Source organism: Limnobacter sp. CACIAM 66H1, assembly GCF_001601825.1.
GTDB lineage: Bacteria > Pseudomonadota > Gammaproteobacteria > Burkholderiales > Burkholderiaceae_B > Limnobacter.
This window is the reverse complement of the sequence record NZ_LUJK01000017.1, coordinates 1-23,333: the sequence shown is the minus strand read 5'-3', so window position 1 is coordinate 23,333 and position 23,333 is coordinate 1. Positions and strand designations below refer to the sequence as shown.

Sequence of the window (23,333 nt, the reverse complement as noted above, 5' to 3'; positions counted from 1 at the left end):
CGAGCCAATCGTTATCCTAGTTGCCCGCAGCAGGGGATGGCATCGATTGGCTGCTGACTTCAAATGGCGCTGTCTGGCCTTGATTGACGGTAACCCTTACCCAAGTATTCATGAAGGGATGCCCCCATCCTTCGACCCGGTAAAATAAAAAATCCGTGTGGGGGGTGCCCCCAAATTTCTGAAGGCCGGGTTTGTCCCATTTGAACCGATGGGTGTCGCCGTGGGCCAGCAGCACTGGTCGATTTGTGGTGTTGATGTATTTTACAAGCCGCTCCATGAAGCGTGCATAGCCATTCTTTTTGGGGTTGATGTCATCGCCACCTGAGCCGTCGATTGGATTGCCTTGAATGGCAATGACAGTTTCGGTGGGACGCGTTCTTTCATCCAAAAACAAGGCCTCTGCCTCGTTCAACCATGCGTCAATTGCCCGTTCGCGCGCCAGCAGCAGTTGCATTGCTTTACTTGTGGTGGTCTTTCTCGATTCTGGGTTGAGCAAGTCATTGTTACTGCCTGGCACATTCAAACTCACGAAGAGTGTACTGCCTTGTTGCCACATCAGGTTTTCGGGATAGGGATGGCTGGCTTGTTGTCGAACCCGAAAGTTGGTTTTACCCAGCGACCTTGGATCAGAAAATACCTGCTGTCGAAGAAAGCTCAGGCGTTCTTGGCTGTCGAAATTTCCGTTGGACGGCCTGTGGCAATCGGTCCATTCATTGTCGCCGGGTACATACACCAAGGGTATTTCGCTTCTTTGCAGTTGCGCGATGCGACGTTCTATCAATTCGTTGGTGCAAGGCTCGTTGCCACCCTTGATGTCGCCGAGGTGCAAAATCCAGTGAATATCGGGTTGATTCCCAATGTGTTGAATCAAGCTTTCAGTGGCCGGCTCGAAGAAATTGTTGTAAGGCTGATCTCCAATCAGTGCAAAGCTGAAGGTGATTTGCCGGGGGCTGGCTTGGACAGCCGCAATGAAAGTGACCAAGGCGGCCGCACAGGCTCTGATGGCTGCGCGGCGAAGATTCATGTTTGCAGGCCTTTCAATTGAAAGATTAACTGCAATGCTTCACGCGGGCTAAGTTCATCCGGGTCAATTTCGTTGAGTTTTTCAAGAATCAGGTTGACGTGTTGAGCACTGGCTGGTTGCTCGGCCGCTTCCTGAGTTGGCATATCAAACAGATCCACCTGGGCGTTCATGGCACGTTTATCAGCCTCGAGCTGGTCAAGTCGTTTTTGTGCATTTTTCACCACCAAGGCGGGCAAGCCCGCAAGCTTGGCCACTTGCAGGCCGTAACTTTGGCTAGCAGGGCCAGCTTCAATGCGGTGCAAAAATACCAGCTTGCCTTGATGTTCGGTGGCTGACAAATGCACATTGAAAACACTGTCAAGTTCATGACCCAACGCGGTAATTTCAAAGTAATGTGTGGCGAACAAGGTCAGGCATTTGTTGGTGTTGGCCAAGCGCTTTGCGATTTCCCAAGCCAGAGATAAACCATCGAAAGTTGAGGTTCCACGTCCAATTTCGTCCATGATGACCAGGCTTTGAGGTGTGGCTTGCCGAACAATGGTTGCGGCCTCGGTCATTTCCACCATAAAGGTTGAGCGACCTCCTGCAAGGTCATCCGATGCGCCAATGCGCGTAAAAATACGATCAAGCAAGCCAATTTGCGCGTTGGTTGCTGGTACGAAACTGCCCATGTGAGCCAATAGCGCAATGAGCGCTGTCTGGCGCATATAGGTACTTTTACCGCCCATGTTGGGCCCAGTGATCAGCGCCATGTGTTTGCCGGGGTGCAAGGCGCAGTCGTTCGGTGTGAATTGTTCCACTTGTACTTCGAGCACTGGGTGACGGCCTTGCTGAATGTTCAGCAGGGCATGCGGCACCATTTGCGGACGCACCCAATTTGCCTCGAAAGCCACAATCGCCAGGGCCGCCATGGCATCGAGTTCAGACAATTCACGCGCACAGCGCTGCAAAAATGGTGTGAATTGCCCCAGCCACGCCATCAGGTTTTCATAGATCACTTTTTCTAGGTTCAGTGCTTTGTCTTTTGCGGAGAGCGCTTTTTCCTCGAAGGCTTTTAATTCCTCGGTAATGTAGCGTTCGGCATTTTTCATGGTCTGCCGGCGAATGTAGTGCGCGGGCACCTTATCGGCCTGAGAACTGCTGACCTCAATGTAAAAACCATGCACCCGGTTGAACTCAACTTTCAAGTTGGAAATACCGGTGGCCTCGCGTTCCTGTTTTTCCAGTTCAATTAAAAACTGCCCGCTGCCGGTTTGAATGTTTCGTAACTCGTCAAGTTCGGTGTGGTAACCGTCAGCAATTACGCCTCCATCTCGAATCAGTACTGGCGGGTTCTCCGCCAAGGCTTGCATCAATTCAGCCAATAGCTCGGGTGGTGCTTGAAGTGCTTCCAAGGCGGCGTTGAATTCGCCGTTGCCAAAATCAGCGATGAGCTCGGTAACCTGCGGCAGTGCCTGCAGACTTTCCCGCAGTGCCAACAAATCACGAGGTTTGGCTGTTTGCATGGCAATGCGGCTGCTGATACGTTCAATATCGGCCATTGCACGCAATGTTTTTACCAGGCTGAAACAGGCCGGCTCGGGTGCTTGGCCCAGGGTGGAGAGCAGGTGCTGTATTTTGTTTTGTCGTGCTTCAATGTGGGCAAGGTTGCGTAGAGGTTCCAGCAGCCATTGGCGCAGACGTCTGGCACCCATGCCGCTACCAGTGCGGTTAATGCGCGAGAACAGCGTGGGTGCAGGCTCGCCTCGCAATGTTTCTGTCAATTCCAGGTTGCGGCGCGCGGCCTCATCCAGCACCAGAAAGTCTTGCTCGTGTTCAACCTGAATATCGGACACGTGTCTGAAGGTTTCAATACTGAGGTGCGTTTCTTTGGCATATTGCAAAGCTGCGCCCATGGCTGGCACGGCCAGTTTGGCGTTATGCAATTCGAGGCTTGCCAGGTTGGCTGCTTGCAGCACGGTTTGCAGATGCGTCTGGGCAAAACCTGCGTCAAAGTGCCAGGCGGGACGTTCGATACAGGCCGCAATTTGGCTTTGCTGCGCCCATGTGCGGTTATTCACGAGCACCTCGGCAGCATTAAAACGACTTAAATGGGCCGACAGCGCGCTAGAGTCGCATTCCAGCAAACGGATTGAACCCGCAGACAGTGCCAGACAAGCTACTCCCCAATACTTGCCGTCCTCAGAAAACAAGCTAAGCAGTGTTTTGTTTTCCTGGTCGGGCAATAAGGTGGATTCGGTGAGTGTACCCGGAGTGACTACTCTGGCAACCTTGCGTTCCATGGGGCCTTTGTTAACACCAGGTGTTCCCACTTGCTCACAGATCGCTACTGAATGACCTAGCGCCACAAGTTTGGCAAGGTATTGATCTGCCGCATGAAAAGGCACACCGGCCATCGGAATGGGTTGACCCGCCGATTGGCCTCGGTGGGTCAGGGTAATCCTGAGAAGCTGTGCAGCCAGTTGTGCATCGTCAAAAAACAGCTCGTAAAAATCGCCCATGCGATAAAAGAGCAGTTTATCGGGGTATTCGGATTTCAGCGTAAGGTACTGCTGCATCATTGGCGTGTGGCTTTCAAACGCCTGTGATGCGGCCTGGTGATTTGTACTCGCTTGTTTGCTCAACTGGGTTCCTGTTTGTTTATTTGAAGCTCAGGAGGTACTGAAGGGCTTTCGGGTTGCCTGCCACTGCATCGCCCGTGGTCATGAATGTGTCATTGCCTTGGGGGTCAGTGATCAATCCGCCAGCTTCGGAAACCAGCAAAACGCCTGTCGCCAAATCCCAGGGTTTAAGACCGAAACACATGTATCCGTCTAGGCGACCACAGGCCACATAAGCCAAATCAAGCACTGCTGAACCGGATTTTCGAATGCCGGCGGTGCTCTCGGTCAGTGCCAGCATTTTGCGTTTTACACCCAGTGAGCCCTCATTCTGACCGCTGGGGAATGCAAAACCAACCAGGAATTCATTCGGCTTGCTGCGTTTTGAAACCCGAATTCGACGGTTGTTCAAAAATGCGCCTTCACCTTTGGATGCTGTGAAAAGATCGTTGGTGGCTGGGTTGTACACGACTGCCTGTTGTACATTGCCGTTCACTCGCAACGCGATTGATATCGCGTAATGTGGATAGCCGTGAATGAAGTTTGCTGTACCGTCAATGGGATCGATCACCCACTCATACTCGGATTTGCCGGATGCACCGCTTTCCTCGGCTAAAATGGCATGATCGGGAAAGGCTTGTTTGAGCACTTCGATAATGGCGCTTTCAGCAGCCTGGTCGGTCTCGGTGACGAAATCGTTGGGCCCTTTGACACCGATTTTTACCTGATCGAGGTCAAGCTCCGCTCGGTTGATGATTTTTCCAGCAGCGCGAGCGGCTTTCACCGCCACGTTCAACATCGGATGCATGGCCTTTCCTTTCAATTTGAATACGTTTAACCCGACATTATAAATGACCGCAGCCATTTCCCTCGAATCCATTTCAATAGTTCTAGTAAAAACAAGCCATCCAGGCAACGTCGGTTCGGTGGCACGCGCCATGAAAACCATGGGTTTGAATGATTTGCGTTTGGTTGAACCGAAAACCAAAGAAATTTGCATGGCCGAGGAGGCGGTTTCTTTGGCCAGTGGCGCCACTGATGTGCTGGAACAGGCTCGTGTTTACAACTCCTTGCCCGATGCCTTGGCTGATCGAAGCGTTGCGTTTGCTCTGTCGGCTCGTTTGCGTGATTTGGGACCGCATCTACAAAGCCCGCAAGAGGCGGCACGAGAGGCGTTGAGTCTGACGGAAAACGGGATCGGTGCAGCTTTTGTGTTTGGTGCGGAGCGAACTGGTCTAAGCAACGAGGAACTGCTGGTGTGCAATCGGCAGGTGACCATTGCCGCAAACCCACTTTACAGTTCCCTGAATTTGTCACAAGCCGTGCAGATTGTGGCCTATGCGCTGCGCACGGAATGGATGGCTGGTGAATGGACGGTGGCTACTCAAGACTCCCTGGCTGGCAGTATTCGTCAGGGGGGTAAACTGGCGACGGTGAAGGCTGTATCGGATTTGCAGGCTCATTGGCTTCAAGCCATGGCAGCGGTTGACTTTATCAATCCCGACAAACCGAAGAAAGTGGTGCAGCGCTTGGCGAGAATGTTGGCCAAGACACCTTTGGAGCAAGAAGAGGTGGATATGCTTAGAGGCTTTTTTTCTGATGTGCTCCGTGTGGTCGACAATCGCCTTTATCCACATGAATTTGAGCGCAAGAAGCCGTGATTCAGCCGTGATACACTGCGGCGACCAGCGTTTGACGCATCAATCACAATTGATTCAGGGCTTTCCGCGCATGTGGATTCGACTACAAGAAGACATTGACACGATTTTGAAAAAAGACCCGGCGGCTCGAGGGCGTCTGGAGGTCTTTTTGTGCTATCCCGGTCTACATGCCCTGATTTGGCATCGTTTGGCCCACAAGGCTTGGGGTGCAGGTTTAACTACCCTGGCGCGTTTTTTGTCGCATTTGGGCCGTTTTTTCACTGGCATTGAAATTCATCCGGGCGCAAATATCGGTCGACGCGTGTTTATCGATCACGGCATGGGCGTGGTAATCGGTGAAACCGCAGAGATTCACGACGATGTGACCATTTACCAGGGCGTAACCCTGGGGGGGACTTCCTTGGCCAAAGGTAAACGTCACCCTACGCTGGAAAGGGGTGTCGTTGTAGGCGCGGGAGCTCAGGTTTTGGGACCATTTACGGTGGGCGAGGGTGCCAAAATAGGGTCGAATGCGGTAGTGACCAAGCCCGTTCCAGCCGGCGCAACAGCGGTAGGCAACCCGGCCCGCATGATTTTGAAGACTGAAGAACGTGCTGCAAGTGAGGAGCTGACTGGGGCGGCCAAAACCAAGGAAGAATTTTCGGCTTATGGTGTCTCCAAGAATGGCGATGATCCGCTGATCAAGGCCATGCATGGTTTGATTGATCAGGCGATTGCCCAGCAACAACGCATCGAACTGCTCGAAAAACAGCTGAGCAAAGGCAAATCGGAGCCAGATTGTGGTGACTCCGTGGATTGTGAAGAGTTGAAAGCCTTGAACAAGCTGGTTGACAACTAGTTGAAAAGATTCAGGCTGAATTCGCCTTTGCTGTCCAGTTTCAAGAAACCGCCTTTAGGGCGGTTTTTTTCTGGTTCATCAAAATTCCAGTCGGGTAATACTATTCTTTGACCCTTCTGCAGTTGCCCCTGCGCAGATTCTGGTGTGATGGGTGCTGGGGCATTTAATGTGTGGTGTATGCCACAGCGGTGTGTGTGTCCATGCAAAATGACATCGCTTTTGCCCACGTAATATCCATCGGGCCAATTACCCTTGAATGATTCCGCAACTGCTTGCAGGTTGACATCCATGATGCTCATGGCGCTGTTGGCTTTGTGTATTTTGCTTTCACTGCGAATGGCTTTGGCCATTTCTATTCGTTGCTGTAGGGGCAGTGAGAGGAAGTTTTTTTGCCACTTGTCATCTCGGCTCTGAAGCCTGAATTTTTGATAAGTTTTGTCGTCCGTGCAAAGTTGATCGCCGTGGGTAATCAGTACTATTTGGTGGTTGACCAGCAAAAATTCAGGATCCGGAAGAATCTCGAGTCCAGCCTCTTCTGCAAATTGGTCACCGAGCAGGAAGTCGCGGTTCCCATGCATGAAATACAGCGTGGCTCCGGCGGATTTTGCACTTTGAACTGCTTGAGTTACTCGCTTGCTTGAGCTGTCGCTGTAATCGTCTCCGTACCAAACCTCAAAAAGGTCTCCAAGCAAAAAGATGAGCGTTTGGTCCTGAGCGACATTTGCCAACCAGTTTTCAAAGGCTTCAAGGGTGTTGGGAGTTTGTTCAGAGAGGTGTAGATCGGAGGCAAAAAATGCGGCGCCTGATGGAGGAATTTCAATCAACTTGTTACCTGATTAAAAAGTCATAAAAAAAGCCCTTGAGAGAAGGGCTTTTTCAACGGAGGCTGGCTTAGAGTACTTCGACACCCTGAATGACCACGTCTTCCAGAGGTACATCTTGGTGAAAGCCCTTTGAGCCAGTTTTTACGCCCACAATCTTGTCAACCACTTCTTTGCCTTCAGTGACTTTGCCAAACACGCAGTAGCCCCAACCTTGTGGTGTCGGGCTTTTGAAGTTCAGGAATTCATTGTTTTCAACGTTGATGAAAAACTGTGCGGTTGCCGAATGTGGATCGTTGGTACGGGCCATGGCAATCGTGTATTTCTCGTTTTTCAAGCCATTGTCAGCTTCGTTTTTTACCGGGTCTTTGGTGGGTTTTTGTTTCATGCCAGGCTCGAAGCCGCCGCCTTGTACCATGAAGCCGCTGATGACACGGTGGAAAATGGTATTGGTGTAGAAGCCGCTTTTCGCGTACTCCAGAAAGTTCGCAACGGTGGCTGGGGCTTTTTCAGCGTCCAGCGCAATGGTGATGTCGCCAAAATTAGTTTTAAGTTTAACCATGGTTCGTTTTTTCGCTTTTGCAAACGCAGAGGAGATTGAAGAATTACCGATGCTAACAGCTATCGCCGAGAACATCGACCACTTGAGAAAAACACGTTTGCCTTGAATCACTGACTCGTTCCTTAAAGTTTAAAGGTGTCTTCTTGGACAATTTGCCAACGAGTGCCGACCTTCATCCAGTATTGTTGTTTACGAATTTCCCCCGACAAATTGTCCTCTTGCTTGAAAGACACCAGCATCATGTCTTTGTCGCTGGGGTAACGCATGACCGTGAGGTCGTCGATGGATATCTTTCCAAACGATTTGTTGCCGATCTGTTGGGCCTTTTGCCACTCAATCAGACCTTGTCCGTCAATTTTGACATCGCTCGCGTAATGGTAAATCCCTTTCGAGAAACCTTTTTCAAGATCTTTCTTCCAGGTGTCCACCATTCGCAGGGCCGCTTTTCGGTGACTCTGCCACACGTCAACCGGTACGAAGTCTAGCCTTTCACTAATCACGACCTGAGTCGTGCCAATATCAACAAACTTTTTCAAGGCGAGCAGATCCTGGTTTGCCAATACTACGCAGCCATCACTGGCTTTGGGCGGTCGGCTTACATAGTGCTTGGGCATCCCGTGCAGCCATATGCCATAGCCGGTTTTCCCAAGGCGCCTGTCCCAAGCGTTCGGGTAGTCGATGGGAAGGGCGATCGGACCGTAAAAGTCAGTCAGTTTTTCTTTTGGCAGCAGTTCAGTGATGGTGTACACGCCGATGGGCGTACGTTTATCACCCTCACGTACCTTCACTGCTCCCATTTTGCCTTGGGACACGTAAAAGTCGGTCACGAGGCGGGGTTGAGGAAATGCATTTTCATACAGAAACAGTCTCGATCGGGTGGTATCCACCAAGATAACGTAACGCTGGTCATCGTTCAATTCAACCAACTCAGCAGGCAGCAGGTCCCGTTGCGGACGGTCTTTCACCGCTTTGAAGCGCGCGATTGCTTCCTCGCGCAATTCGGTCAGTTCTTCCTGTTTGCCTTTGGGTACATCTGGCATGTCTCCAATTTTGGTCAGGGGGCGACCCGCTTTCAGCGACAGAATATCGCCCTTGAGCATGTGACCAAGGTAAAAATTGGGAAATTCACTCAACAAGCGGTCGGTCAATTCAAGCGCTTTGTTCAACTCGTGATTACTGAGAGCCAGGTAAATTTCTTCAACTGCCGTGTCGATGACTGGCTCGTAGCTGGCCGATTCAAACAACTTACTGGCCAGTGAACTCTTTTTGGGCTCAGGGTTGCTGTAGGCCGCAAGGTCGAATGACTCTTGAGGGCCAGACTTCACAAAAGTGGGAGCCGCCGTCAATGCCCAAAACATCAGGGGTGCGACCAAGCGCAATCCTCTGGGCATTCCGCGGAGCCTGCTTCTAAACCACATTTAACCGCCCACCCTCTCGCTGGTGATTTTCCAGGTGCCGCCTTCCTGTTTCATGGTCAGTGTTTTGGTGGACACATTGTTCAGGCGGTTGGAGAAATAGCTTTGCTTGAATTTCACCACGGCCTCATTGCCAGTGATGGTGATCAACGGGTTCTCAACTACCACGCGAATGGTTTCCTTGCCGACAATACGCTGCTCGCGCATTTTTTCCCAGTTTGCACGGTTCATTTTGCCTGGGGTTTCAAAGTCTTGGCTGTAGGCACCCAGATAACCGGCCATGTCTTGATCCGTCCATGCCTTGGCCCAGGCTTCAACGGCAGCCAGTACCTGGCTGTCCATACCGATGGTATTGGGTTTTGGTTCAGCAGGTTTGCTGGCTGTAATGGCAGGCTCTGCCGGGGCTGGTTTGCTGGGCGCAACTTCAGCTGCGGGTGGGGTTGCAGCAACCACCGGCGGGGTGGGCACTGCCGCGGGTGCAGTTTTTGCGGGTGCTGGCTTGCTAGCCGGTGCGGCTGTTGGTGCTGCCGCCACAGCCACAGTTTCGGGCTTGCCGGCAATCAGGTTGCGCACCAGTGAAAGTTTGGTTTGAGCGGTTGAATTGCGCCCGTCCAGTTGAAGTGCCTTGTCGTAGGACTGGCTGGCCAGCTTCGCGTAGACGTCGCCTAGGTTTTCATGGGCGGTGGCATAGCTTGGGTGGGTGCGAATTGCCATTTCCAGCGACTCGCGGGCTTTTTCATACTCTCCGCGCCCCGCGTACAGCACAGCCAGGTTGTTGTAGGGCTCAGGCAGCTCCGGAAAATCTTCGGTCAGCTTTGTGAACACGGTGATGGCTTCTGCGGTTTTGTTGCGCTCAGTCAAAATCAGACCCTTCAGAAAACGCATCTGTGCGTCATTGGGCCGGTTGGCCAGGTATGCGTCTGCGCGTGCCTGTGCCTGTTCAAATTGACCGCTTTGAATAAGTTTTGAAACCTCATCTGACTCGTCGGCATGGCCTGGAGCGCCTGCAAATGCCAAGCCCATGAGGGCGACTAGCAATGCATATTTGCTTTTCTTGTATTTGCCAATGATTGACGACGTGATTGTTTTTTTAGCCTGCATTCGGTTGCGCCTTTGCGGGGTTACCCGTTTCATCTGATTGGTAGGGAAAAACTCGATCATGCGTAATGATATACTCGACCGCTATTGTAGCAAGCCCCAGAGCGGGTTGGCTTCTGAGCTGGGTTTCCTGAAGATTCCAGTATCAGATTGTACCGTTTTGGCAAGCTGGGTCCGCTTTTTTTCTGAGTCCAATGAAATCGTCTCTTCAAATTTACAATTCAATTCTAAGGAAAAAGCAGGCTTTTTCACCGCTTGATCCACAGAACGTTCGAATGTACGTGTGTGGCATGACAGTCTATGACTTCTGCCATTTGGGTCATGCCCGTGTCATGGTGGTGTTCGATCTGCTGAAGCGCTGGCTGCGTGCCTCTGGCTACCCGGTCACCTATGTACGCAATATCACCGACATTGATGACAAAATTATTCGCCGCGCTGTTGAGAACGGTGAAAGCATTCGTTCGTTGACGGATCGCTTCATTGCGGCCATGCATGAGGACGCCGATGCCTTGGGTATTGAACGCCCCGACTACGAGCCTCGTGCGACTGAGTATGTCGCAGAAATGCAGGACATGATTCACTCCCTGATGAACAAGAGGCTCGCTTACCGGGATGATTCTGGTGATGTGAACTTTTCGGTGCGCGCCTTTCCTGAATACGGCCGGCTATCAGGCAAAAGTCTGGATGAATTGCGGGCTGGTGAACGTGTGGGGGTTTCAGGTAGCAAGAATGACCCGCTGGATTTTGTTTTGTGGAAAAGCGCAAAGGCTGATGAGCCTGCAGATGCCAAATGGGAATCTGATTTCGGTGTTGGTCGCCCTGGTTGGCATATTGAATGCTCGGCGATGAGTTGCAAGTTATTGGGCAATACCTTTGATATTCATGGCGGCGGTGCTGACTTGCAGTTTCCGCATCATGAAAACGAGATTGCCCAAAGTGTGGGTGCAACCGGCGAGGGTTTTGCCCAGTATTGGATGCACAACGGTTTTGTGCGAGTCGAAACCAATGGGCAATCGGAAAAAATGTCCAAATCGTTGAATAATTTCTTCACGATCCGCGACATTTTGAAAGTATACGATGCCGAAGTAGTGCGCTTTTTTATTCTGCGTGCGCAGTATCGCAGTCAGTTGACCTATTCAGAGGGCCATGTACAAGACGCGAAAGCTGCCCTGGGTCGCCTGTACAAGGCCGTGGGCGACGTTCAGGTGGTGGATTCGATTGATTGGACCCTCGAATTTGAATCCCGTTTCGCCGAGGCCATGAATGATGACATGAACACACCGATTGCCGTGTCGGTTTTGTTTGAGATGGCCAATGAGGTGAACCGCACTGCCGACCAGACATTGGCCGCGCGTCTGAAAGCTTTGGCACAGGTACTGGGTTTGTTGGGACGTACGGCTGAAGCTTTTCAGAAAGCCGAGGTGGGAGACCAAGCTGGGGCCTTGGACGAGGCCGAGATTCAAGCGTTGATTGACGCCCGAACCCAGGCCAAAGCTGACCGGGATTTCTCAAAAGCGGATGCCATACGCCAGCAATTGCTCGACATGGGCGTGGTACTGGAAGACAAACGGGGCGGTGCAACCGAATGGCGGCGAGCCTGAGGTTGAATCAAGATCCCCACGCGCCTGATTACTGGCAGGTGGCGTGTGAGACCTTGGCTTCGCAAAGCCCGGTATGGGCTGAATTGGTGACCCGACATTCGGACCGGGCCTTGCGTTCGCGTGGCGCGCCTTATGAAACCATGCTGCGCTCGTTGGTGGGCCAACAAATTTCGGTGAAGGCTGCTGACGCCGTGTGGGCCCGAGTGGTCGAGGCGCTGAATGGGCAAATCAATAGCAGCGTATTGCTCGCTCTGAGTGACGACACTTTGAAGGCCACAGGCCTTTCACGTCAGAAAATAGCCTACGCGCGTGCCTTGAGCGAATTTGAGCAGCAAGGACGTCTTGAGCTGACACTGCTAGATGGCATGGACGATGAGGCCTGCACCCGCCACCTATGTGAAATCAAGGGAGTAGGGCGTTGGACCGCCCAAATGTTTTTGATGTTTTGTTTGCGTAGGCCCGATGTTTGGCCTGTGGATGACATTGGTGTGCAGCGCGGTATCTCGCGCCAATTTTTCGAAGGTGAACCCATCGGACCGAAAGAAGCACTACAATTCGGGGAAAAATTAAAACCTTGGCGGACAGTGGCAACGTGGTATTTGTGGCGCAGCCTCGATCCAGCCGTGGTGGACTATTAAGAGAACCTCATGAAGCAAACATTTCTGGATTTTGAAGCACCCATTGCTGAGTTAAAAGGCAAAATCGAGGAGCTGCGCCTGGTTCAGGACGGCTCAGCGGTCGATTTGTCGGAAGAAATTCGCCGCCTGGAAGGCAAAAGCGATGTGTTGACCAAGGAGTTGTACAGCAAGTTGACCCCTTGGCAGGTTTCGCAGGTGGCGCGTCACCCCCAGCGCCCCTACACCCTGGATTACATTGCCCACGCATTCACTGACTTTCACGAGTTGCATGGCGACAGGCATTTTGCAGACGACCCTTCGATCGTAGGGGGCCTTGCCCGCCTTGATGGTGAAAGCGTCATGGTGATTGGTCACCAAAAAGGCCGTGATGTGAAAGAGCGTACTTTGCGTAACTTCGGCATGCCACGCCCCGAGGGCTATCGCAAAGCGCTTCGCTTGATGAAAACCGCTGAGAAATTCGGTATTCCCATCGTAACCCTGGTGGATACCCCGGGGGCATACCCTGGTATTGATGCCGAGGAGCGTGGGCAGTCTGAGGCCATTGGCCGCAATTTGATTGAAATGGCACAAATTCAGGTACCCATCGTCAGTGCGATTATTGGTGAGGGCGGTTCAGGTGGCGCTTTGGCGTTGGCTGTGGCTGACCACGTCATCATGATGGAAAATGCGACTTACTCTGTAATTTCCCCTGAAGGTTGTGCTTCCATTTTGTGGCGCAGCGCTGAAAGGGCATCGGATGCTGCAGAGGCCTTGGGTATTACCGCCAAACGCCTGCGCGATCTTGGGTTGATTCAGGAAATCGTGAAGGAGAGCTTTGGTGGAGCGCATCGCGACCATGCGCAAACGGCCAGCAACTTGAAAACCGCAATCAAGGCTGCCTTGAATATGCTGGTCACCTACAAGCCCAAAACTTTGCTGGACGCTCGCCATGACCGACTCATGAGTTATGGCCACTTCAAGGTGAGCAAATAATTGAAACAGTCGCTTGAAGCCTTTCTAAGCGACTTCAAGCGCCAAGCCCCTCTGCCCGACTGTTTTGTGGTGGCTTATTCAGGCGGGGTCGATTCCACCGTGTTGCTTCATGCCTTGCATGAAATGGGCATGGCCTTGCATGCTGTGCATGTCAACCATCAAATTCAGTTGCAGGCCGATGCCTGGGAGTTACATTGTGAAACCCAGTGTCAACAGTGGGGTATCCCTTTTACTGCTTTAAAAGTAAATGTTCAACCCAGTGATCTAGGCCTTGAAGGTCAGGCCCGTGTGCTGCGGTACCGAGCCATTTTTAACTGGATGAAGGCCAATCAACGCACAGTGTTACTGTGCGCCCATCATCGGGATGATCAACTTGAAACAGTGCTGCTGCAATTGTTGCGCGGTTCCGGCTTGCGAGGAGTGGGAGGGATGCGCGTTGTGGGCCCTGTCGGCGTGGATCGTCACCTGTATCCCGACTTGCTGTTGTGCCGACCTTTGCTCGATAGCAGCAAGGCCAGTTTGCTCGAGTACGCCCGTGCCAATCGCCTGCAGTACATCGAAGACCCCAGCAACGAGGACACTACACTGCGCCGCAACTGGGTGCGCCATGAACTCTTGCCTAGTCTGATTGCACACTTTCCACAGAGCCCCAAGGCTCTGCTCCAACTGGCTGAATTTTTTCGGGCACACTATTCAGAGGAAGATTCAAATACGCAAGTCAAGGCGCCGCAGGTGATTTCTGAAACTGGAGGCTTGCAATTGATTCAGTGGCGGGCACTGGACGATTCAGCCCAGCTCAATACCCTCCGACATTGGTTGCTTGGCCAAGGCGTACGTTGTGGCAAACTGAAATTGATTGAATTGGCTCGCCAATTGCGTATTGATAAAGGTGGAATTCGCGAGGTGAAAAAAGGCTGGCAAGTGAGAGTAAGCCGACAGCAGGCGTACTTAATTCATACTGAACCATAGGACATTCCGTTTGGATAACAAGGAATTGAACAGCAGCATTGGCGATGTAGACCAGGAAACTGTTGCCCGATGGCTGGAAAGCAGCGGCAATTACAAGGTACTGCGTCGCATTCAAATGCGCGACACTTTTGGTGGGCAAATTAACAGCCCAGTTAAGGTGCTGGTCGTCGATACTGAAACCACAGGCCTTGATTTTGCAACATGCGAAGTCATTGAGGTGGGGGCGGTGCTGATTGAGGTGGACCAGGACACCGGAGCGATTGGTGCAGTGCTGGGCACGTATGGAGGCCTTGAAGAACCCAAGGTACCCATTACGCCCGAGAATTCAGCCATTCATGGCATTACCAACGACATGGTCAAAGGTCAGCGGTTTGATGAAGCTGCGTTAAAAGCCCTGTGCAGTGAGGCCGCTTTGTTCGTGGCGCACAACGCAGCATTTGACAAGCCATTTATGCTTCGCCGTTTCCCCTGGCTTGAAAAATCGATCTGGGCTTGCACGTTTCGGGAACTGCCATGGACCCAGGAAAATTATTCCGGACGCAAACTGGAATACTTGTTGTCGGATTGCGGTTACTTCCACGGTGCCCACCGTGCAGTGGAGGATTGCAATGCACTGGTCCATGTGTTGGCGCAACCCTTGAAAACATCCCAGCGCATGCCATTTCAGGTGTTGTTTGACAGTGCCAATGAATCGATTTATCAAATCGCTGCGTTGAAAGCACCATTTGAGAAGAAAGATTTTTTAAAGTCCAAGGGCTTTCGCTGGAATGCGGACGACCGGGTTTGGGAATTCGAGGCAGTGGGTTTTTCAGAAGGCAAAGAAGTCATCGAATGGCTGCGGGAACAGGTGTACTGTACCACCGGAAAAATCATGCTGGGCTTTCGCATTCAGGCTGGGGTGGATCGTTACTCTGGCGCTGCGCTGAAACAACAATTCAAAGAGGTTTAAGGCGTGTCAGCCAAGGTTTATCCGTCAGATACGAGTGAACTTGCGCTGGATGGTGCACAAGCGCGCGAGCGGGATGTGTTGTTGCATTTGCAGACGCAGTTGCCCGACAACTACACCATTTATCACGGCATTCATTGGTCGAGAATTGAACATGGGCTGACCGTCACTGGGCGAATTCAATTTCTGGTGCTTGGTCCCAGTGGTATCGTCTACAGTATTTTGATGAAAACCGGTTTGATGAAAGTGGACCAAGGCCGGATGGTGAAGCAATTGGGTGAACAGCGTCAGGATGTATTTAACGCACTGGCTGAGCAAGGCGCTTTGTTGAACCAGAAATTCAAGTTGCAACATCAAGGTCACTTGCGAGTAGAGCCCATTTTTTATTGCCCCGATTTCACCGTACCCGACCCCAGTGGACTTACCGTGAATGCCGAGCGGGTGGTGGATGCCCGTCACAAGGATGAATTGGCTGCCCTGATTCAAACCATCGACATTACTGCTGACCTGTTCAGCAGCAACAGCAATCCCAAAGCCATTCACTCCTTTTTGTGCAATGAACTGAACCTGGTGCCGGAGGTGGGCGCTTTGTCACAAGCGGCCGAAACATTGGTGACGCGTTTGTCGCACGGACTGGAGCAATGGGTGTCAAGGCTGAGCTTCGAGCCTTTTCGTTTGCGTGTTACAGGCACTGCGGGCAGTGGAAAATCACAATTGGCTTTCAGCGAACTGCAGCGCAACCATGGTTTGAGAGCCCGAACCTTGTATGTGTGTTATAACCGGCCGCTTTCCTCGCACATGGCACAGCAGGTTCGTGAGGCTGGTTTGGTGGGCGCGGTGGTTTTTAATTTTCATGCATTGTGCGACCGAATGCTGCGTGATGCGGGTCAGGAGGTGGATTACGCGTCGCCCGGGGTGTTCGGCCGTTTGCCCGAGCAGGTATTGGGCACACCGCTGGACAAGCGCTGGGTTTTTGACTCGATTGTGGTGGATGAAGGGCAGGACTTCGACCAGAGTTGGCTGCCGGTGCTTCAGCGTTGCTCGCATTCGGGCACCCGGTGGCTGTGGCTGGAGGATCCGATTCAGAACCTGTACGCCAAGCCGGCAGTCAGCCTGCCCGGTTGGGTCAGCTTGCACACGCCCATGAATTATCGAAATCCAAAACGCGTGGTTCAAGCCTTGCAGTTGGTTCAACATGTATTCCATTTTGACTCGCCTTTGTCGCTTGATATTGAAGCTGCTTGTCCCCTCGAAGGTTTGCCCTTGGAGTTTTTCGAGTATGACGATGATGAGTCGTTGTTGAGTCAAACCGCCAAGGCAATTACTGCCTGCTTGCGCCACGGTTTCACGCGAGACAAAATTGCCGTACTGAGCATGCGGGGGCATGAGAAATCAAAGATATTGGCGCAAGCCAGCCTTGGACCACACACTCTGAGGCACTTTACCGGTCGATATGATGAAAATGGTAGCCAGGTATTCACTGAGGGTAACGTGCATGCCGAATCGGTGTACCGCTTCAAAGGGCAGGCGGCGCAAGCCATTGTGGTAACCGAGTTGGCTTTTTCGGAGTTTAATGAAGCTGAATTTCGAAAGCTGTTTGTGGCAATGACTCGGGCCAAATTACTGTTGGTGCTGGTTGGGCATTCGGATACCCTCCAGCGTTTGCGCAAGGCGGTATTTGTCTGAGATTACTGCTGAATTTGCCAGGCGCCTTTGCTGGGCGAACACACCTCACCCCGGAACTTGGTTTTTTCACCGTTGACGATGGTGACCCCCAAGTATGTTCTGCAAGTGTCCGACTTGGCTCCGGGCGATAGATACACACCGACGCCGTTCACCGGATTGAGCCAACGCACCGCTTGCCCCGACGGAACTAGCTCCATGGTGTGCCCGAAGCAATGAGAGTCCACCGCAAACGCATCGACCAATTGGGTTTCCGTAAAAATTGCCTTGAAAGCCTCTGTGGATTCAACGTAGGCCATTTGCTCGGTTAACGTGCCCTTGAGCGCTTCACTTTGAACCAGTTTGGCATCACATTGACCGCGTAGCACCCCGAAATCGCTGTTCCAGCCTTTGCCCGTATAACCTATGAAGTTTTTCGCGTTGGCGGTATGAAATGGAAGTGCCGCCACAAGCACAAGCAGGCAAAGAACAGTTTTGGAGCGCACTTTGACTATGGGCATGGAAGAATACTTAACTGGGCAGCCTGATGACATTGATAAAAACGGTGCGTGCTCGAATTTCGTTGACCCAAAGAGTGTATCTTTTTCTGTATAAAAAAACACGAGACAGCAGCCGGAGACCGCACAAAATGACAGTTCAGGGCAAAACAGTATCCGCAATCGACATTGCCAAAGGCGCCTTGAGTTTTCTTCCTGACGTGCCGCATATTTTGCCCTCGCTGGCCAGTCTGGCCTTGCTCCGACCACATTCCCGACGTTCAATGGGTTTGTTGTTTCAGGAAACTGCGCGCAAACACGCGAAATCGGTATTCCTGAAAAGTGATCAACAGTGTTGGACCTATGGGCAAGCGAATTCGATTTGTAATCAAATGGCGCGCGGTTTGCTGTCTATGGGCGTGAAGGCTGGTGACACGGTGGGCTTGTTGTCAGCCAATCGTCCTGAAGCTTTGCTCGCAGTCATTGCCTGTGCCAAGTTGGGAGCGGTTGCTGCGCTGCTGAACATTAACCAACAGGGTTCAGTGCAAGCGCACAGCTTGAAGCTGGTGAAACCAAGAATAATTCTGGCGTGTGATCGTGGTCTGGATATTCTCAAGCAGTTGGAATCCAATGACAACACACTGCTCAAAGGCGTCGATTTGCTTTCGCTGCAAACCGACAGTAATCATCTGCGTGTGAGTGACTTTCGCAGCGCCTGGTCTACGCAACCTGTTCATAACTTGGCGCAAACCGCACAAATTACAGCCAGCTCGCCCTGTTTCTATATTTTTACCTCCGGCACAACCGGTTTGCCCAAGGCTTCTGTAATGAGCCATTACCGCTGGTTGCAGGCGGCCTCGGGCATGAGCACCGCCGTGCGCTTGACGGCTTCTGATGTGTTTTACTGTTGTCTGCCCTTGTATCACAACAATGCACTCACGGTGTCCTTGGGGGTCGTACTGGCATCCGGCGCCTGCTTTGCGCTGGATGAAAAATTCAGTGCAAGTCAGTTCTGGAGGCGTATTTCACATTACAGGGCAACGGCGTTTTGCTACATCGGCGAACTGTTGCGGTATCTCCTGAATCAGGTGCCTCACATGGACGATCAGAATCATGAAATCCGGTTGATTCTAGGCAACGGCCTGCGTCCTGAAATATGGGAGGACTTTGAACACCGGTTCGGTATTCATCAGATTTTCGAATTTTACGGGGCGAGCGAATCCAATCTCGGATTTATGAACGCGTTTGGTCTTAAAGAAACCGTTGGCTTTTGTCCCATGCCCTTTGAGGTCATTGCCTGCGACGCAGATTCGGAACAAGTGGTACGAAATCAACATGGTTTTTGCGAGACTGTAGGCCGCGGTGAGGTAGGGTTGTTGATCAGTGAAGTGACCGAGTTACGGCCCTTTGATGGTTACACAGACCCGAAAGCCAACGAAGGCAAGTTGCTGCGCAATGTGTTTAAACACGGTGATTGCTGGTTCAACTCGGGGGATTTGGTACGCAGACAGGGTTGGCAGCATATTCAATTTGTTGACCGTCTGGGCGACACGTTTCGCTGGAAGGGCGAGAATGTAGCCACATCAGAAGTGGAAGGTGTATTGGCCAAACTGCCGTTTCTTGAACATGCGGTGGTTTATGGCGTAAAGCTGGATGGATTCGATGGTCGGGCCGGTATGGCTGCAATTGCCGTAAAGCCCGGCGCGTTGCTTGACCTGGATGCGCTGGCCGCGCACGTATGCAGCCAGTTACCCGGGTATGCTGTGCCGCAGTATTTGCGTGTGATTCAGGCTGTGGAAACAACCGGCACGTTCAAGTACCAAAAAGTACAGTTGAAAAAAGAGGGTATTGATCAAAACCAGGTCAAAGATGCTCTCTACCGTTTCGACCCAGCAACCCGAAGTTACACCGCTTTAGTTTGAAGCAGTTTGCAACGATCGACCCTGTACCAGCTTCACGATCAGTTCAAGAGTCTCTGTGTCGTACAACATGCCGCTGTGTGACACCCGTTTGCCTGGCAACAGATCTTGAATATAGACGTTTTGCACGCCAGGTTCTTTCACAAACTGGTTTTCAACCGGTACTACAACCTTGTCGTTTTTTGTGACCAAAACACTGTAATGCACCCCAGGCATTGTGATGGGGCCGTTTTTCAATTCGCGAAGCAAGGCTGAACGGGGGTGTTGGTCAGCACAGGCAAGGCAATATTCGACCAGGTCTCGGTTGGGTGTCTTGGCAATCGAGGTGCCGTTGACACTAGGGGCCAAGGCCACAAAGCGGTCCACATGGGTAGCTCCCTGCAACATCTTCAGATAGTAAAAGCCGATCAGACCGCCCTGAGAATGACCTACCAGGGTCACCTTGTCACGCCCAGTGGTTGTTTTCACAAACTTTACAAATTCAGCAATACGCTGCGCTGATTCATCCACCGGGCCCACGCCCTTGAACCAGTCGCTCGGTTCAGCTGCACCGTAGTCGATCGAGTATACGCACAGGTTTTGATTGGCCAGCGCCGGACCCAAGGCCCCAAATGAATACATGCTGGAAGAAAAAGTACCGTGAATCAGTACAACCGGGTTTTGGTTCTCTGCGGGGCGACATGCCCAATTGTTCACCCCATCGGGCATGGTTTGACCGCCGAAAACCTGGCTTAAAAATGAACTGGTCCAGTTTGCCTTCGCTTGATATTGCGCTGATGAATTGCCTGGGTTCGTGGTGCTACAGGCGACCAACGTCAGCAGGGAGAAAGCTGTTAGCAAGGAGCGACGAATGAACTGTAAAGGCATTGTTCGGTGTTCCCGGAATGAACTTGAATGATGTTTATGACCAGAATTGCAGCAAAGGGTTCTGCAGCGCGCCGGCAAACAGATAAAGAGTGCCTCCAATTTCGGCGAGTATCAGTGCCACCATAAATAAGGCCAAACCTGCGCGGGGCATTGGGTGGTTTCCCAGTTTGTGAGGTTGCCGCAACTGATTGTCGGGGCCGTTCAGCGCTGCCTGTATCAAATACCCCGTCACGGCCAGTGCAAAAAATACAATCACAGTTACTGCCGCGAATAAATTGTAATTCGGGCTGAATGTGCTGAAATGTGCCAATATGGCCAAGGTGAGACAGGCAAAACCATAGAGCAGGCTGGCTCGGTGGGCGATATCCAGGTAAGGATGAGCCAGGCCTTGTTCACTGCGCCACATCTGTAGAAACTTCCACAAACCGCTGAAGAGACCAACAAGCAAAAACACGCCTGCGGAGACAATTGCAAACGCACTGGCAGAACTGAAGGTCATCGTGGTCACCTCGTGGGGGTAGTCGAATAAGGTGGCCCCCTTTGTGGGAAAGACTCACCTGTGTATTTGCACTTAAATAGAGGCATCAACACACATGTGCATTATGCACCGGGAGTATTGCCATGGATGATTTCGCAAACAAGAGCTTCGATGTAGCCATGCTGGGCGAACTGGAAACCAAAAGAGAGTGGTTTGTTGGTGTTCTGGGCGCCTCAGTTTGTTATGGCCTGATTTTGTGGTTGCTGTAGTGTCTTCCTGACCTCTCTTTGCAACCATAAAAAAACCCTCGAGAACTCGAGGGTTTTTTATTTAGTCAAAGCGCAGCTCAAGCTGGGCCATGTCTATTCAGACTGAAGCCTTCGGGGCGGCTGCTGCGCGCTTTGCACGTGGAGCAGCAGCTTTCTTGGCAGCAGGCTTCTTGGCAGCTTTTTTCGCACCAGCTTCACCTTTAACACCAATCTTTTCGAACAACTGGGCAGCAATTTGCTCAGCTTGTTCAATGGCGGGCTTCAGGGTTTCGTTTTTTTTGGCTTGTTCCAAAGCGCTTACACCCATGGTGATTGCGTTTTCGGTCAAGGATTCCGCCTGTGACAGGGCCAAAGCGGCATAAGAAAAACCTTTGTCGATAACCACCGGCAATTGCTGTTCGAACAGCTCAACACCTTTTTGTGTGTAAACCTGGCTTACGCCCACCACTTTTTCCAAGCCTTGCTTGATCTCGGTGCGTGCGTTAACAACCACTGGCTTGTCGGCCAAAGGCAGCTTTTCAGCAGCGGTGAATGCGTTGCCCAAACCTTGTGACAGCAGGCCGAATTGTGCTTGTACCAGGCTGTTCAGGGCCTTGGCAGCAGCTTGGTGCTGGTTTTTGAGTTCGGTGTTGGTCTTGGTCAGCAATTCAGCTGTTTTTTCGAAAGCATACATCGTGAGATCTCCTTGGGTAGCGGGTAGTCAAATTTCGTGACACTTCGCACTATAGGGAAATCGATTACGCAATGAAAGGGTTTGAACCTGAGGCTCTACACTAAAAATAGGTGTAAAAGCCTCAGGATGTGCGGCTTTTTAATCCATTCCCTTGGCCTGAACCATGGGTTCAGGTGCTGGTTTTCCTTTAAAGAATTTATTAAGAACAATTGCTACAACAGCCAGCACTGCTCCGCCGATATCAGTGTACAAACCGCCCTCAATCATGCAAAGCGCAGCGATGAGTAGAATGCCGCGTACTAGCCAATTTGAATGTGCTCCCCAGAACCAGCCTTGAATAGAGGCGGCGAGGAAAAACACGCCAATGCACGCTGTAACAAATGCACGCAAGATCACAAACCATTCACCTTCCATCAGTAGTGCAGCGTTGTAAAAAAACATAAACGGCACGATAAACGCAGTCAGGCCGATCTTGAATGAGGTGAAAGAGGTTGCCATTGGGTTCGCGCCGGAAATACCCGCGGCAGCATACGAGGCCAGCGCCACTGGCGGCGTAATGGCCGAGATGACGGCGAAGTAGAACACAAAGAAGTGGGCCACCAAAGGTTGAATGCCAAGTTCGATCAGGCCAGGGGCAACCACGGATGCAGCCACGGCATAGGCGGCTGTAGTCGGCATGCCCATGCCCAGCAGAATTGCAATGCACATCGCAAAGAACAGGGCAATCAACTGTGAATTTTCAGCGATGTCCAGCAGAATGGAAGAGAAGCGGGCGCCAACACCAGTCAAGGCAATCACCCCCACGATGATGCCAGCACAGGCGCACACCGTGATGATCTGGATGGACATTACCCCTGCCAAATCGAAGGCCTTGAATATACTTTTTGGGCCCATTTTGAATGGCGACAACCAACTGACTACCGCGGCAGCCGCTGTGGCCAAAGTGCCAGCACGTATCACCGAGTAACCCATGAACAGAGCAACAATCAGAATAATGATGGGAATGAACAGGTAGACCTGTTTCACCATTTTCGAAAATTGTGGTAACTCATCGGAGCGCATGCCGCGCATACCGAGCTTGGCCGCTTCAAAGTCAACCATCAGATAGGTGGAGAGAAAATACAGCACAGCAGGAATAACCGCAGCGATTGCAATTTCGGAGTAGGGGATTCCTGTTATTTCCGCCATGATGAATGCGCCAGCACCCATGATCGGCGGCATGATTTGCCCGCCTGTAGAGGCAGCGGCTTCGATGGCACCGGCAGTTTTACCGTTGTAGCCCACTTTTTTCATCAGGGGTATGGTCAAGGACCCGGTGGCAACCACATTGCCCGCACTGGTGCCGTTGATCATGCCCATCAGGCCAGAGGCAAATACAGCCACTTTGGCTGGGCCACCTCGAGCACGGCCCGCTGCCGCAAAGGCAAAGTTGACGAAGTAGTCGCCCACCTTGGAGGCTTGGAGAAAAGCGGCGAAAACGATGAACAAAATGATGTAGGTGGACGACACCGCAGTGGTAGCGCCCAATATGCCTGCGTCGGTGTAGATGTACGAGAAAAAGCGGCTGAAATCAAAACCATCGTGCGTCAGAAAACCGGGCAGATAAGGCCCTACGAATGAATACACCACGAAAATAACGGAAATGATGACCAATGCACTACCCGCCACGCGGCGCGTCAGTTCAAGAATCAGCGCCAAGCCCACCATTGCAGCCCAAGCGTTGCCGGGGGAAGCGAAGGGAGTTCCGGCTCGCATGCGCAACGCTGTTCCATCCAGGTGAACCATGAGGTAGGCGGTACTGGCGATCACGGTCAACACCAGGG

22 protein-coding genes are annotated in these 23,333 nt (G+C 51.9%); 10 read left to right on the top strand and 12 right to left on the bottom strand.

The features are described 5' to 3' along the window. Positions 1–16: 16 nt before the first annotated feature. The 3 genes from A0129_RS06850 to A0129_RS06840 form a co-directional block, all read right to left on the bottom strand. Entirely contained in the window at positions 17–1,024 is a 1,008-nt protein-coding gene (locus A0129_RS06850; protein WP_291713601.1) for a metallophosphoesterase, read from the bottom strand. Further along, entirely contained in the window at positions 1,021–3,585 is a 2,565-nt protein-coding gene (gene mutS / locus A0129_RS06845; RefSeq protein ID WP_291713660.1) for a DNA mismatch repair protein MutS, read from the bottom strand. The genes A0129_RS06850 and mutS overlap by 4 nt, the downstream gene beginning before the upstream one ends. 79 nt (positions 3,586–3,664) lie before the next feature. Beyond that, positions 3,665–4,432 (bottom strand): inositol monophosphatase family protein, encoded by a 768-nt coding sequence (locus tag A0129_RS06840; RefSeq protein ID WP_291713599.1) that lies wholly within the window; start codon positions 4,430–4,432, stop codon positions 3,665–3,667. Positions 4,433–4,475: 43 nt separating this feature from the next. Here A0129_RS06840 and A0129_RS06835 point away from each other — a divergent pair, with 43 nt between their 5' ends. Then, complete coding sequence (locus tag A0129_RS06835) at positions 4,476–5,285, top strand: RNA methyltransferase (protein WP_291713597.1); 810 nt, start codon at positions 4,476–4,478, stop codon at positions 5,283–5,285. A 70-nt stretch (positions 5,286–5,355) separates the two neighbouring features. Further along, positions 5,356–6,123 carry a serine O-acetyltransferase gene (gene cysE / locus A0129_RS06830; RefSeq protein WP_291713658.1) on the top strand — a complete coding sequence of 256 codons (768 nt, stop codon included), beginning with the start codon at positions 5,356–5,358 and terminating at the stop codon, positions 6,121–6,123. Here cysE and A0129_RS06825 read toward each other — a convergent pair. From A0129_RS06825 to A0129_RS06810, 4 genes are all read right to left on the bottom strand, one after another. After that, complete coding sequence (locus A0129_RS06825; RefSeq protein ID WP_291713595.1) at positions 6,120–6,947, bottom strand: UDP-2,3-diacylglucosamine diphosphatase; 828 nt, start codon at positions 6,945–6,947, stop codon at positions 6,120–6,122. The two genes, cysE and A0129_RS06825, sit on opposite strands and share 4 nt — an antisense overlap. Before the next feature lie 67 nt (positions 6,948–7,014). Further along, positions 7,015–7,506: a peptidylprolyl isomerase gene (locus tag A0129_RS06820; protein ID WP_291713593.1), complete on the bottom strand. Its 492-nt coding sequence runs from the start codon at positions 7,504–7,506 to the stop codon at positions 7,015–7,017. 122 nt (positions 7,507–7,628) lie between these two features. Beyond that, positions 7,629–8,897 (bottom strand): murein L,D-transpeptidase family protein, encoded by a 1,269-nt coding sequence (locus tag A0129_RS06815; RefSeq protein WP_291713591.1) that lies wholly within the window; start codon positions 8,895–8,897, stop codon positions 7,629–7,631. A 27-nt stretch (positions 8,898–8,924) separates the two neighbouring features. Beyond that, positions 8,925–10,022, bottom strand: coding sequence for a tetratricopeptide repeat protein (locus A0129_RS06810; RefSeq protein ID WP_291713590.1), 1,098 nt, complete (start codon positions 10,020–10,022; stop codon positions 8,925–8,927). 191 nt (positions 10,023–10,213) lie between these two features. Here A0129_RS06810 and cysS point away from each other — a divergent pair, with 191 nt between their 5' ends. Genes cysS through A0129_RS06780 form a run of 6 tightly spaced genes read left to right on the top strand, consistent with a single transcriptional unit; the run spans position 10,214 to position 16,831 of the window. Further along, a complete protein-coding gene (gene cysS, locus A0129_RS06805) occupies positions 10,214–11,620 on the top strand; it encodes a cysteine--tRNA ligase (RefSeq protein WP_291713588.1) in 1,407 nt (468 codons plus the stop codon). Beyond that, positions 11,605–12,258 (top strand): DNA-3-methyladenine glycosylase 2 family protein, encoded by a 654-nt coding sequence (locus A0129_RS06800; RefSeq protein ID WP_291713587.1) that lies wholly within the window; start codon positions 11,605–11,607, stop codon positions 12,256–12,258. The genes cysS and A0129_RS06800 overlap by 16 nt, the downstream gene beginning before the upstream one ends. Positions 12,259–12,267: 9 nt before the next feature. After that, positions 12,268–13,230, top strand: a complete 963-nt coding sequence (locus A0129_RS06795; RefSeq protein WP_105028816.1) for an acetyl-CoA carboxylase carboxyltransferase subunit alpha — start codon at positions 12,268–12,270, stop codon at positions 13,228–13,230. After that, positions 13,231–14,199 (top strand): tRNA lysidine(34) synthetase TilS, encoded by a 969-nt coding sequence (tilS, locus tag A0129_RS06790; RefSeq protein WP_291713585.1) that lies wholly within the window; start codon positions 13,231–13,233, stop codon positions 14,197–14,199. A 10-nt stretch (positions 14,200–14,209) separates the two neighbouring features. Further along, on the top strand, positions 14,210–15,148 hold the full coding sequence (locus A0129_RS06785; protein ID WP_291713583.1) for a 3'-5' exonuclease: 939 nt from the start codon (positions 14,210–14,212) through the stop codon (positions 15,146–15,148). A 3-nt stretch (positions 15,149–15,151) separates the two neighbouring features. Further along, positions 15,152–16,831 (top strand): ATP-binding domain-containing protein, encoded by a 1,680-nt coding sequence (locus A0129_RS06780; protein WP_291713581.1) that lies wholly within the window; start codon positions 15,152–15,154, stop codon positions 16,829–16,831. Positions 16,832–16,833: 2 nt separating this feature from the next. Here the strand turns inward: A0129_RS06780 and A0129_RS06775 are convergent, their stop codons facing one another. Beyond that, positions 16,834–17,328, bottom strand: a complete 495-nt coding sequence (locus A0129_RS06775) for a hypothetical protein (protein WP_291713579.1) — start codon at positions 17,326–17,328, stop codon at positions 16,834–16,836. 128 nt (positions 17,329–17,456) lie between these two features. On the opposite strand from A0129_RS06775, the gene A0129_RS06770 reads away from it, so the two are divergent. Further along, positions 17,457–19,226: a long-chain-acyl-CoA synthetase gene (locus A0129_RS06770; RefSeq protein ID WP_291713577.1), complete on the top strand. Its 1,770-nt coding sequence runs from the start codon at positions 17,457–17,459 to the stop codon at positions 19,224–19,226. On the opposite strand, the gene A0129_RS06765 is transcribed toward A0129_RS06770, so the two are convergent. Both A0129_RS06765 and A0129_RS06760 read right to left on the bottom strand, forming a co-directional pair. Continuing rightward, a complete protein-coding gene (locus tag A0129_RS06765; RefSeq protein WP_291713575.1) occupies positions 19,218–20,090 on the bottom strand; it encodes an alpha/beta fold hydrolase in 873 nt (290 codons plus the stop codon). The two genes, A0129_RS06770 and A0129_RS06765, sit on opposite strands and share 9 nt — an antisense overlap. Before the next feature lie 34 nt (positions 20,091–20,124). Continuing rightward, on the bottom strand, positions 20,125–20,589 hold the full coding sequence (locus tag A0129_RS06760) for a hypothetical protein (RefSeq protein ID WP_291713574.1): 465 nt from the start codon (positions 20,587–20,589) through the stop codon (positions 20,125–20,127). A gap of 122 nt (positions 20,590–20,711) precedes the next feature. On the opposite strand from A0129_RS06760, the gene A0129_RS06755 reads away from it, so the two are divergent. Then, the gene (locus A0129_RS06755) at positions 20,712–20,837 is read left to right on the top strand and encodes a hypothetical protein (RefSeq protein ID WP_291713572.1); all 126 of its coding nucleotides are present in this window, start codon (positions 20,712–20,714) and stop codon (positions 20,835–20,837) included. Positions 20,838–20,934: 97 nt separating this feature from the next. Here A0129_RS06755 and A0129_RS06750 read toward each other — a convergent pair whose 3' ends face one another. After that, positions 20,935–21,510, bottom strand: coding sequence for a hypothetical protein (locus A0129_RS06750; protein ID WP_146106670.1), 576 nt, complete (start codon positions 21,508–21,510; stop codon positions 20,935–20,937). Between the two features lie 138 nt (positions 21,511–21,648). Further along, the coding region (locus tag A0129_RS06745) for a TRAP transporter fused permease subunit (RefSeq protein ID WP_291713570.1) at positions 21,649–23,333 on the bottom strand (1,685 nt) is incomplete at its 5' end.

Excerpts from the sequence above, each read along its gene's own strand:
- A0129_RS06850 (WP_291713601.1), bottom strand. The coding sequence starts at position 1,024 with ATGAATCTTCGCCGCGCAGCCATCAGAGCCTGTGCGGCCGCCTTGGTC.
- mutS (WP_291713660.1), bottom strand. The coding sequence starts at position 3,585 with ATGATGCAGCAGTACCTTACGCTGAAATCCGAATACCCCGATAAACTG.
- A0129_RS06840 (WP_291713599.1), bottom strand. The coding sequence starts at position 4,432 with ATGCATCCGATGTTGAACGTGGCGGTGAAAGCCGCTCGCGCTGCTGGA.
- A0129_RS06835 (WP_291713597.1), top strand. The coding sequence starts at position 4,476 with ATGACCGCAGCCATTTCCCTCGAATCCATTTCAATAGTTCTAGTAAAA.
- cysE (WP_291713658.1), top strand. The coding sequence starts at position 5,356 with ATGTGGATTCGACTACAAGAAGACATTGACACGATTTTGAAAAAAGAC.
- A0129_RS06820 (WP_291713593.1), bottom strand. The coding sequence starts at position 7,506 with ATGGTTAAACTTAAAACTAATTTTGGCGACATCACCATTGCGCTGGAC.
- A0129_RS06815 (WP_291713591.1), bottom strand. The coding sequence starts at position 8,897 with ATGCCCAGAGGATTGCGCTTGGTCGCACCCCTGATGTTTTGGGCATTG.
- A0129_RS06810 (WP_291713590.1), bottom strand. The coding sequence starts at position 10,022 with ATGCAGGCTAAAAAAACAATCACGTCGTCAATCATTGGCAAATACAAG.
- cysS (WP_291713588.1), top strand. The coding sequence starts at position 10,214 with ATGAAATCGTCTCTTCAAATTTACAATTCAATTCTAAGGAAAAAGCAG.
- A0129_RS06800 (WP_291713587.1), top strand. The coding sequence starts at position 11,605 with ATGGCGGCGAGCCTGAGGTTGAATCAAGATCCCCACGCGCCTGATTAC.
- A0129_RS06795 (WP_105028816.1), top strand. The coding sequence starts at position 12,268 with ATGAAGCAAACATTTCTGGATTTTGAAGCACCCATTGCTGAGTTAAAA.
- A0129_RS06775 (WP_291713579.1), bottom strand. The coding sequence starts at position 17,328 with ATGCCCATAGTCAAAGTGCGCTCCAAAACTGTTCTTTGCCTGCTTGTG.
- A0129_RS06770 (WP_291713577.1), top strand. The coding sequence starts at position 17,457 with ATGACAGTTCAGGGCAAAACAGTATCCGCAATCGACATTGCCAAAGGC.
- A0129_RS06765 (WP_291713575.1), bottom strand. The coding sequence starts at position 20,090 with ATGCCTTTACAGTTCATTCGTCGCTCCTTGCTAACAGCTTTCTCCCTG.
- A0129_RS06760 (WP_291713574.1), bottom strand. The coding sequence starts at position 20,589 with ATGACCTTCAGTTCTGCCAGTGCGTTTGCAATTGTCTCCGCAGGCGTG.
- A0129_RS06755 (WP_291713572.1), top strand. The coding sequence starts at position 20,712 with ATGGATGATTTCGCAAACAAGAGCTTCGATGTAGCCATGCTGGGCGAA.
- A0129_RS06750 (WP_146106670.1), bottom strand. The coding sequence starts at position 21,510 with ATGTATGCTTTCGAAAAAACAGCTGAATTGCTGACCAAGACCAACACC.